The organism is Chlorogloea sp. CCALA 695 (assembly GCF_003003885.1).
Lineage (GTDB): Bacteria > Cyanobacteriota > Cyanobacteriia > Cyanobacteriales > Chroococcidiopsidaceae > Aliterella.
Window position 1 is genome coordinate 1 of sequence record NZ_PVWN01000098.1, and the last position, 9,596, is coordinate 9,596.

The window sequence follows — 9,596 nt, forward strand, 5'->3', positions numbered from 1 at the left end:
GCAACTGACGCGAAAAAAAAGACGCTACGCAGCACTCAAGCAGCAACGATCGCGAGTACAGAAACTCCGAGGCGAATACTGGGAGCGAGTTAAGGACATTGAACCCTACAACCTAGTATTTTTAGATGAGACAGGGATTTTGCTTGGTTTGACCAGAACTCATGCTCGTTCCCCTTGTGGTAGGAGAGTGTATGATTTGAAACTCTTTTATCGAGGGGCAAGGATAACGGTGATTGGCGCAATCAGCTTGACTTTAGTTAAATTAAACAGCGCATAGTATAAAGGTTGACTAATGCCTGCCCCTACGGCTAGCCTAATAAGATATGAATTAAAGTCTTTCTTATATTTTTCTCCTTGCCCGATTAACCAGGCAAAGAGCGGAAATTTTAATCTACCTATATACTTAAATGCCAAGTGTCTTTTTCAACGGTAAGTTCGTTCATCGCACTTGATTCGAGACAGCAACGGAAGGGAGTGCGTGGGAAGGCACATCACGAAGACGAACCGAGAATGTCGCCCACGAAGCCGGTGGGAGGCGCTCCGAGCAACTCCGTCGCCCGCTTGATTTTGGGGTCGTTGTTGTAGACGGAGAGGACGGACTCTGCCTGCTCACGGCTGTTCCATAAGGTGTTGACCATCACATGACCCGGATCGCTTACATCTTGGATGACTTCGTGAGAAAGATAACCTTCTTTCGACGGCATATCGCCGCCGATGGACTGGGTCAGACGAACCCCTTCTTCACGCGTCGCAGCAGGAAACTTGAACTCGAACATCGACTTGACACTCATGATTTCTCCTCGAAAAGTCCTGCTTGGTGGCAGGAAAAATGGTCAACGGCTTTGAAACCCAAAGCCAAGGTCGGCCCGGCTCTCGTTCACCAGGGTACAACTTCGCCCGCATGGAAAAAGCCCCCGTTTGGACCGTCTTCGCCCAGAGTTGCAAGAGTAATGCCGGTTCGGGCGCCTTCTTGCACCGAGATTTCGCCGTGCGAGTTGCCTTCTGTTAGGACGTTGCCGGGATGCGCGGCGTTGGCTTTGTGCGGCGTTTCATTCCACTGCTGGGCGTAATGGATGGTCATCATGTTCATGGCGGCTTTGGACGCATCCATCGCCAAAGGTTGCATGGGCTGCGAACCGCTTGCCTGCAACGTGAGCGAACCCAGGGAGCTAGACATATTGACCAAACGCGCGGCAGATGAGCGGTTGAGGAGCGGCCAAAACGCTTGCGTGACCGCGTGCATCCCGAACACGTTGAGGTCGAAGGTTTCGCGCAACACTTCGATTGACACTTGCGCCGGTGGCGCGAAATCGCCGGGAAGCAGCATTCCGGCGTTGTTGACCAACACATCCAAAATCCCGAACCTGGCTTCGACTTCGCGCACTGCGTCGGCAATCGAAGCCGTATCAGTCGGGCTGATGTGCAAGAACTGCGCGTCTAAGCCGGCGGATTTGAGTTCGTCAGCAGCGTCTTGTCCACGCGCTTCATCACGCGCGCCGATGAGAACGGTGAAGCCATGGTCGCGCGCCAGTTGACGCGCGGTTTCCAGTCCGATGCCCTTGTTGGCACCCGTCACTAGCACAATTTTGTTGTTCATGAGTGTGTTCCTTATTCGATAGTAGCCTTTGTTACTCAGCCGCCTCCGGCATCGTGTTGTTTGTTTGCGTAACCCGTCTTCGCGTCTTTGTCCCTCACTGTTATATCGCCGACTGCCGTGACGAAATCAGCCTTAGTAATTAAGTTAGCAACCGTATTCTTGTTAGCTTAAGAAACAGCCTGAAGTAGATGTAAGCATAAAGAAACTAAGTGAAGATTTTGTGAAAATGTTAATAAATAGTCCAAAAATGTGTCCAAGGTAGTACCGACCTGAAGATAACGTACAGCAGTCTCAGCTATGTTTTACGGGCAGAGGAGCGCAACATATTTTTAAGGACAGAATAAGTGTCCTCTAAAAAAATTAGGGGAGCTTAAAGAATTGATTTTTCGTAATTATGCAAGATGTCAGTTAACAAGCTTAATTTTTCCAGCTAGTCTATTTAGTCTGTAGCTAATGAAAATATAGCTAGTCGTGTTAGTAATCCATTTGAAAAAGAGTCTTTCGTTAAATATAGAGACTGGGAAGAAAGTTTAGTTGAATTTATGGCGGAGCAAGCTAAAAATTTTAACTTATTATCATGGCAGCGATTAGCTACTCCAGAGAAAACCTTAGATAATGCCTGCTGCTGCGCTATTATTTTGGCAAACTCGATAGAGTATGAATATTACGAACAGTCACGTAAGTTATTTCAAATTTCAGAGCAGGTAAAAGATATTACAACTGGAGAGCTTAGTACCTGGATTCGGAGTGGATAGTTAGATTTACCAAGTTTATAAAGTAGTTTGCAGGTATTACTGGATTTTTCATAAAAGTATTTTAATTCATCTGCATCAAATAACGTCCTGCGAACAGCAGAAAAACTAACACTTTGAGAATAAATAAATGAACAGGGTAAAAAAGGTAAAACAACTTTGCTTTTCGACCTTGCTTGCCATTCCATAGCATAATAATCAAAGGAGTAAGTAATGATAACAATTGATAATGCTTAAAGCCAGTAATTACAAAAACTAACAGATTTACCAATATCCATTGGAGCCACCACTTAAAATCATTACTATTAAAATCTGACAGGACAGTTATAACGAGTATTCCATAGAACCCATAGCTAGTATTGATTGCTTGGGCTACTCCAGCAAAGGCAAGCCAAATTAAGTATTTAAAGTTGGCTAACTTTCCTAATCTAATCGCCAGTAGACCAATTAACAAAGTAATTAAGATATTTAGATTGCTGAAATTAAATAGCACATAATACAAAGGTTGACTAATACTTGCCCCAACCGCCAGCCTAATGAGATAAGAGTTAAAGTTTTTTGTGTACTTCTCTCCTTGCCCAACCAACCAAGCAAAAAGCGGAAAGCTTAATCTACCTACATACCTAAATGCCAATTGGTTAGGAAAAAACACTACGCCTACATGATCTACTATCATTAATAAAGCAGCTATTAACTTAAGTTGATAAGAAGTCATACCCTTTACTTTTTGGCTGTAAAACATCATTGGTTAGGTAAAAATCAATTAACTCTAAAGGCATTGCTTTTTTACCAATTTCTTGTAAAAAAGCAAGTTGCAAGTTCAGTGAGTACAATAGCAGCAGTTGGTAAACCAGTTGCGTAAATGTTTGGGATTGACTAAGTCAAGAGCAGTGGCAATGAGAATATCCACCATGTTTGTAGTTGGAGGAGAAAATTGACGTAAGAAGGACTTGAGTTGTAACCACCAAAGTTCGATAGGGTTAAAATCTGGAGAGTAAGGTGATAAATTCAGCACGTTCGCACCAACGGCTTTAATCATTGGTTCAATGGCAGCTATCTTGTGAGCGGGAAGATTGTCCATAACAACCACCGCCCCTGACCATAACTGAGGCACTAGACACTTTTCTACAAAAACTTTAAAAGCATCGCCATCCATAGACCCATCTAGAGTCATCAATGCTACAACATGAGTCAAGCTGATTGCGCCAATCACCGTTATCCTTGCCCCTCGATAAAAGGGTTTCAAATCATACACTCTCATACCACGAGGGGAACGAGCATGAGTTCTGGTCAAACCAAGCAAAACCCCTGTCTCATCTAAAAATACTAGGCTGTAGGGTTCAATGTCCTTAACTCGCTCCCAGTATTCGCCTCGGAGTTTCTGTACTCGCGATCGTTGCTGCTTGAGTGCTGCGTAGCGTCTTTTTTTTCGCGTCAGTTGCTGTTTCTGTAGGGCGCGGCACATTGTACTGGTGCTAACCCATAACCCATAGGTTTCTCCCCAATACTCACAATATTCACTTAGGGTCAAGTCTGGATAGTTTTCGACCATTTGAACTATTTGAGTTGAGTATTCCTGCATCTGACTTCTCATCCTGCCGCCCTGTTTTTGTGGTTGCACTTCTCCAGTGAGCTTCTTCTGTTTCAACAGTCTCTGAACAAAGGCTTTACTCACATCAAATTTAGCGGCTAACTTCCGTATAGATGTGTCTCCTCGCTCATAGGCTTTGACCACTTTTGCTCGGAAATCAATGGAGTAAGGTTTCATCTTTCCTATCGATAATACTTAGGGTCAACTGTAATCTATCTAGTTGAAATCTGCTGTATCTTAAAAATCTAAAATCATTGCCGGACAAGGTTTAAAAGTTATATAAAAACGCTTTCTAACTTGCTCGAGGTACTATGGACAAGGTCGCCCATAGTACCTTGAGCACCTTAGTATGTGAGCCAACGAGTTAGTAGGGGCATCGGCTTCGGTGAGCAGGCGCACAATCAGAGAATTTCCCTGAATAAGTAGCATGATGGCTGTTTGAGTTTTTCCTGGAGCTACAATTACTGTGTTAGCCATTAGCGTTGAGTTGTTGCATGACACAGTAATTGGACTATTCATCAACGACTTCGAGTTCAATTTGGCAATCTAATTGTCTCTTGACAGGTGTAGAACATTACCGAAAAAATCAATATTTCACCCCGAGTAGCGATAGGGGTGCTTCTTTCCGTACCGTCTGTTGCCACTCTTAGTCAAAATGTTCGTCACACGTTGCAGATTCGCTAACTGGGTCAACTGCTCTAAAGCAGGTACTTGCTGTAAGCTCTGATATTCTGATTGCTGAATGGAGATCGCCGCATGGGTCGCCAATTGATTAAGTAAGCTGATCTCAAGCGGTTGCCAGTACCGTGGCTCACTACACTGATGGACAATTAGTAGGCCCCAAAGTTCTTGCTTCTGAAGAATAGGAACCACCAATTTCGACTTCACCGCAAACTGTTGCAGAAATTCAACCATGCAGGGTGATATCTGATCATTTTCCACATTGGGAATACTCCGCACTTGTCCTTGGCAATACAACTGTCGGCAATTTTGGGGAAAAACTTCCTCCGGGAATATTTGCCCTAGAACGGCTGGGTAACTAGAACTCACTGACTCTTCAACCCCGCTTCCAGTGCCATCTGGCCAAAGGCGATAGATCAAGACACGGTCGGACTGAAGAAGTTGCCGCACTTCTGTGACAATAACCTTAAGAATTTCTTCTAGGTCTATAGATTGGCTAATCTTCTGAGTAATCTCTGCCACCAATTGTTCTCCCTCGGTTTGCTGCCGCAGCAACTCCTCTATCTGCTTGCGCTGGATGCACCGGGCAATCCTATCGGCTATAGGTGTTAATTGAGCAAAAACACTGTTTTCAAGGGGTTTGTGGGTAAACATTGCCATTACTCCCACTACTGAGCTTTCTACAATTAGCGGGTATCCAGCCATTTCAACCATTCCTGATCCTTTAGCCCATTCCTGATCAACGTTGTCGGAGTCATCCAGAATTACAGGAGTCAGTAGTGGCTGACAACTTTGGGCAATCCGACCAATCTGAGACTTGCCCACAGGAATACGGTGATGCAGAACGTCAAGATGGGCGGATAATCCGGAGCTAGCTTTTAACTCTAGAACGTTTTCCACTTCGTCGAGCATCCATATTTGGGTACCTACAACATCAATGTCTTGGGTAAGATTTTCAGTGCATTGCTGAAGAAGCACAGGGAGTTTATCGTTCTTGCTCAGAACAATACTGATGTTTGCAGCTAATTGAGTTAGAGGCATTTGCTTGATGATAAATTGTGTGGCTGTTTCAGCACTTAAGGGTCGGCTAAAGAGGTAGCCCTGCATGAAATCACATTTAGCTGAACGTAAAAATGCCAATTGCTCTAATGTTTCTACTCCTTCAGCAATCACCTTTAAATTCAGTCCGTGACCCAGAGTAACGATTGATGTGATGATTGCCGCGTTACTTGGATTCGGCGTTAAGTTACGAATAAAAGATTGATCAATTTTCAGGGTATGTAATGGGAAGCACATTAGAGAACTGAGTGAAGAATAGCCAGTACCAAAATCATCCATAGAGATATAAACTCCCATAGATTGTAGTTCCCTCAGAACTGAGATGGTAAAGTCTACATCCTGCATGACAAGACTCTCAGTGATTTCTAGTTCCAGATACCCAGGTTCAAGCCCTGTTTCTTTGAGAATTTGAGCAATGGTCTTGACTAAATTTTGTTGTTGGAACTGACGAGCTGAAAGATTGACGGCAATGCGTAGCAGTGGCAATCCCGCCAACTGCCAGGCTCGATTTTGGACACAAGCACTTCGCAGCACCCATTCCCCAATTGGAACAATCAAGCCAGTATCCTCTGCCAGAGGAATAAAGTGATTAGGCGGGATTAATCCTAGCTCAGGATGCTGCCAACGAACTAGAGCCTCCATGCCCACAATTTGACCTGTGTTTAAGTCTACTTGTGGTTGGTAGTGCAACAAAAGTTCTTCCCGCTCAATCGCTTTATGAAGATTATTTTCTAACACCAGTTGCTCAAGCGCTGCGGGATTCATGGTTGGTGTATAGAACTGGTAATTGTTTTTGCCCTGTTGCTTGGCACTATACATAGCAGTGTCAGCATGCTTCAGCAAAGTTTCCGCATCTTCGCCATCATCAGGACTTAGGGCAATCCCAATACTGGTTGTGATGTAGAGTTCCTGCTCCGCAAAATAAAAAGGAACACTAAAAGCCACTAGAATCCTCTGAGCCACCTCGGCAGCATCCTCGGCACAACTAATTTGAGGTAGCAGCAGGGTGAACTCATCGCCTCCCCAGCGGGCTAAGGTGTCTAGTTCCCGCAGGCAGCCTGCCAGCCGTGACGCTGCCTTTTGCAACAACTGATCTCCCACAGCATGACCTAGCGTATCGTTAATCTTCTTGAACCGATCCAGGTCTAGAAACACCACAGCCAACATTTCTTGGCGTCGATAGGCATTGGCTAAAGCTAGAAATATGCGGTCGTTAAATAGTAGGCGGTTGGGCAATCCCGTCAGCAGGTCATGAGAAGCTTGATGTCGAGTCATTTCTTCCACCTGCCTTTGCATCACAGCCATATGGAGGTGAGTACCCAAGGATTGAGCCAGCTTAATTTCCTGCGGAGTCCATGTTTGAGCCTGTCCTTTTTTGATTTCCTGCCAGGCTGTAAAAGATGTCCGAGGGTACAGATTACGTTTATCGTCATCCCAACGACCTGCCCACAAGATTTCAGTATCAATTTCATTGCGAAAGATGCTCAGGTAGCCTATGTCCTGTTGACCATACTGTAGCGGCACAATCAAAATTGACCGAATTGGAGTTGATTGGAAACTGGGAACTAAAGCACTAAGAGTTGACTCTTGATAGATATCATTAATGGTGTATGGATGCCGCACACTCTTTTTATTAGAGGCACTCTCATCGTTATCCGCTATAGCTCGAAGTGGCTTTCTTGTTTCAGACTGCCAAGAGTACTGTTGTTCATGACCGTCACTGCCTTCTGGGCAGGTGTCCTGGAAAGAACCGATCATTTGTCGCCAGATGGGACTTTCTTCAAGCTGGGTTAGAGCTGGCTGCTCTCCACAGATATACACTTGACTAGGCTGACCAATTGCATTCGCTTTGAGATATAACCTGCCCCCAGAACCATTTAAGGCTTTAATGGTTTCCTCAAGCACAGTCTGCTGAATTTCCACAACGTTGAGCGGAGAATGGAGTAAACTGCTAATTTGATTGATTATGGCTTCATGGCGAGCTTGTTGTCGAGCTTGCGAGAGCAGATTTGATTGGGTGATTGCAATCGACACTTGATCTACCAGCATCTGCACAATTTTCAACTCTTGTTCGCAAATGAGGTGTGATTCAGAGTGATGACAAGCTAGCAACCCCCAGAGCTGATTTTGCTCCACAATCGGAATTGTCAAAGAAGAACCTACACCCATGTTAGAGAGATATTCAAGATGACAGGGATCTGCTTTGTAATAGCGAACATCTTCTGTCTCTAGGCTTTCTCCTGTCTCTGGACAGTCCAACTGGTTGATTGTCTTGCGCTTCTCTTCAACATCCATAATTACCCGTTGACGTGCTTTGAGAAACATCTCGCGGGCTTGGGGAGGAATGTCGCCAGCCGGAAAATGGAGACCCAACAGAGATGGTAGGTTATTTCCATCAATAGACTCGGCAATGACCTCTCCACTGCTATCGGGTTCAAACCGATAAATTTTGACTCTATCTATGCCTAAAAATGAACGGATTTCTAGCACCGCCGTCGTCAAAAGCTCTTCTAGCTCCAAAGATTGTCGAATTCGGTTGATTATGGAATTGAGCAAGCTTTCTTGAGCTAGGGGGTGCTGCAAAATCTGTGTAATATTTTTAGGAGCCATTCTGTTAAGTAGTTTTTATAAATTAATTATGAATATCCTTAATTCCAGGATGTCTTATCCTACTTAAAAAACCAATGGTGCAATTACTTATTACCTATAAAAGTTTAGTGAAGATTCAGGGTGAAGCAGCACGTCGGCTCTTGAACCCTTGCTTCCACCGATGCCATTATGCTCTGTGCTTGCAGAGATTCACCTCTTACAACTTTCAGCTAAATGCTATGGGCTGGATAGGAATGGGACTTGGTGCAAAACGTAGGTCTGTGCCTTTTTTCCCTTACTCAAACTTGGTGCAAGATATCAGTTGAACCAGTTACCCTGTCTATTAAGCAAATCCTTTACGAAGCCAACGAACCGATTGAGTATGCCTATTTCCATAACAGTGGTGCTTCCTCTATGCTCAACTTGATGGAAGATGGTCAAACCATTGAAGCGGCTACCATAGGTAAAGAAGGAATGGTTGGCGTTCTCCTACTGCTAGGAACAACTCAAATTCCGCTTCAGGTTATTGTCCAAATTCCTGGCGATGGTCTGCGGATGAAGGCAGAAGTGTTCAAAGCCGAAGTCTACTGGGGTTGCCCACTGCATACCTTGCTGCTACGCTATATGCAAACACTGATGAACCAAATCTCCCAAACGGCGGCTTGCAACCGTTTTCACTCTGTGGAAGGGCGATGCTGCCGTTGGCTGCTGATGACCCACGACCGCGTGGAGAGTGACTCTTTCCCCCTTACCCATGAGTTCCTGTCCTATATGCTAGGCGTGCGCCGTGCTGGTGTAAGTGAGGTTGCTTCTACTCTGCAAAAGTTGGGGTTAATCGAGTACCATCGGGGTCGAATTACTATCCGAGACAGAAAAGGTTTGGAAGCATCGGCTTATGAATGTTATCAAAGCACCAAGCGAGAGTTCGAGCGCTTGCTGGGCTGACACTCAAGGGTTCGCAGTATCTGTAGTCCAGGGCAGATAAACTATTAGCAACCTTGATAAAGATAATAATTGTCCAGATAGAGCTAGAAGTCATGTTTAGGCGATCGCAAAGTTTGATTTCTACCCAATGGATCACCAGTGCCAAGCATCCGATGAAAAACAAACTTTTATCCGCCTTATCTAAAGAAGAGTACAAACGTTTGCTGCCGAATTTAGAGGCGGTTTCCCTACCTGTGAGGCAAGTCATCTATGCGCCCAACCAACTCATTGAGTACGTCTATTTTCCCACCGATGGCATTATTTCCGGCGTTGCATAATTAAAAGATGATATCAAGGGAACACATCATGCAATGCCCTGAATGTAGATCGACCCACATCCGCA

General features: G+C 44.8%; 9 protein-coding genes and 1 pseudogene. 4 read left to right on the forward strand and 6 right to left on the reverse strand.

The window, feature by feature from the left end:
• Nucleotides 1-277 (forward strand): annotated as a pseudogene (locus C7B70_RS27325) (IS630 family transposase); the annotation flags it as partial.
• Here C7B70_RS27325 and C7B70_RS28955 read toward each other — a convergent pair.
• The 3 genes from C7B70_RS28955 to C7B70_RS24110 all read right to left on the reverse strand — a co-directional run bounded on the left by C7B70_RS28955 (nucleotide 208) and on the right by C7B70_RS24110 (nucleotide 1,597).
• Entirely contained in the window at nucleotides 208-414 is a 207-nt protein-coding gene (locus tag C7B70_RS28955; RefSeq protein ID WP_106371457.1) for a TraX family protein, read from the reverse strand. The pseudogene C7B70_RS27325 and the gene C7B70_RS28955 sit on opposite strands and share 70 nt — an antisense overlap.
• 77 nt (nucleotides 415-491) lie before the next feature.
• Complete coding sequence (locus C7B70_RS24105; RefSeq protein WP_106371458.1) at nucleotides 492-791, reverse strand: antibiotic biosynthesis monooxygenase; 300 nt, start codon at nucleotides 789-791, stop codon at nucleotides 492-494.
• Nucleotides 792-877: 86 nt separating this feature from the next.
• Complete coding sequence (locus C7B70_RS24110; RefSeq protein WP_106371459.1) at nucleotides 878-1,597, reverse strand: SDR family oxidoreductase; 720 nt, start codon at nucleotides 1,595-1,597, stop codon at nucleotides 878-880.
• Nucleotides 1,598-2,139: 542 nt separating this feature from the next.
• On the opposite strand from C7B70_RS24110, the gene C7B70_RS24115 reads away from it, so the two are divergent.
• The gene (locus C7B70_RS24115) at nucleotides 2,140-2,352 is read left to right on the forward strand and encodes a hypothetical protein (RefSeq protein ID WP_106371460.1); all 213 of its coding nucleotides are present in this window, start codon (nucleotides 2,140-2,142) and stop codon (nucleotides 2,350-2,352) included.
• A 61-nt stretch (nucleotides 2,353-2,413) separates the two neighbouring features.
• Here the strand turns inward: C7B70_RS24115 and C7B70_RS24120 are convergent, their stop codons facing one another.
• The 3 genes from C7B70_RS24120 to C7B70_RS24130 all read right to left on the reverse strand — a co-directional run bounded on the left by C7B70_RS24120 (nucleotide 2,414) and on the right by C7B70_RS24130 (nucleotide 8,290).
• Nucleotides 2,414-3,064 (reverse strand): TraX family protein, encoded by a 651-nt coding sequence (locus C7B70_RS24120; protein WP_158260578.1) that lies wholly within the window; start codon nucleotides 3,062-3,064, stop codon nucleotides 2,414-2,416.
• A gap of 105 nt (nucleotides 3,065-3,169) precedes the next feature.
• Nucleotides 3,170-4,117, reverse strand: a complete 948-nt coding sequence (locus C7B70_RS24125) for an IS630 family transposase (RefSeq protein ID WP_106371462.1) — start codon at nucleotides 4,115-4,117, stop codon at nucleotides 3,170-3,172.
• A gap of 417 nt (nucleotides 4,118-4,534) precedes the next feature.
• Nucleotides 4,535-8,290 carry an EAL domain-containing protein gene (locus C7B70_RS24130; protein ID WP_106371463.1) on the reverse strand — a complete coding sequence of 1,252 codons (3,756 nt, stop codon included), beginning with the start codon at nucleotides 8,288-8,290 and terminating at the stop codon, nucleotides 4,535-4,537.
• A gap of 243 nt (nucleotides 8,291-8,533) precedes the next feature.
• Between C7B70_RS24130 and C7B70_RS24135 the strand changes: the two genes are divergently transcribed.
• Both C7B70_RS24135 and C7B70_RS24140 read left to right on the forward strand, forming a co-directional pair.
• Nucleotides 8,534-9,214, forward strand: a complete 681-nt coding sequence (locus C7B70_RS24135) for a Crp/Fnr family transcriptional regulator (protein WP_233221106.1) — start codon at nucleotides 8,534-8,536, stop codon at nucleotides 9,212-9,214.
• 53 nt (nucleotides 9,215-9,267) lie between these two features.
• Nucleotides 9,268-9,531 (forward strand): hypothetical protein, encoded by a 264-nt coding sequence (locus tag C7B70_RS24140; RefSeq protein ID WP_146134161.1) that lies wholly within the window; start codon nucleotides 9,268-9,270, stop codon nucleotides 9,529-9,531.
• Nucleotides 9,532-9,596 lie beyond the last annotated feature (65 nt).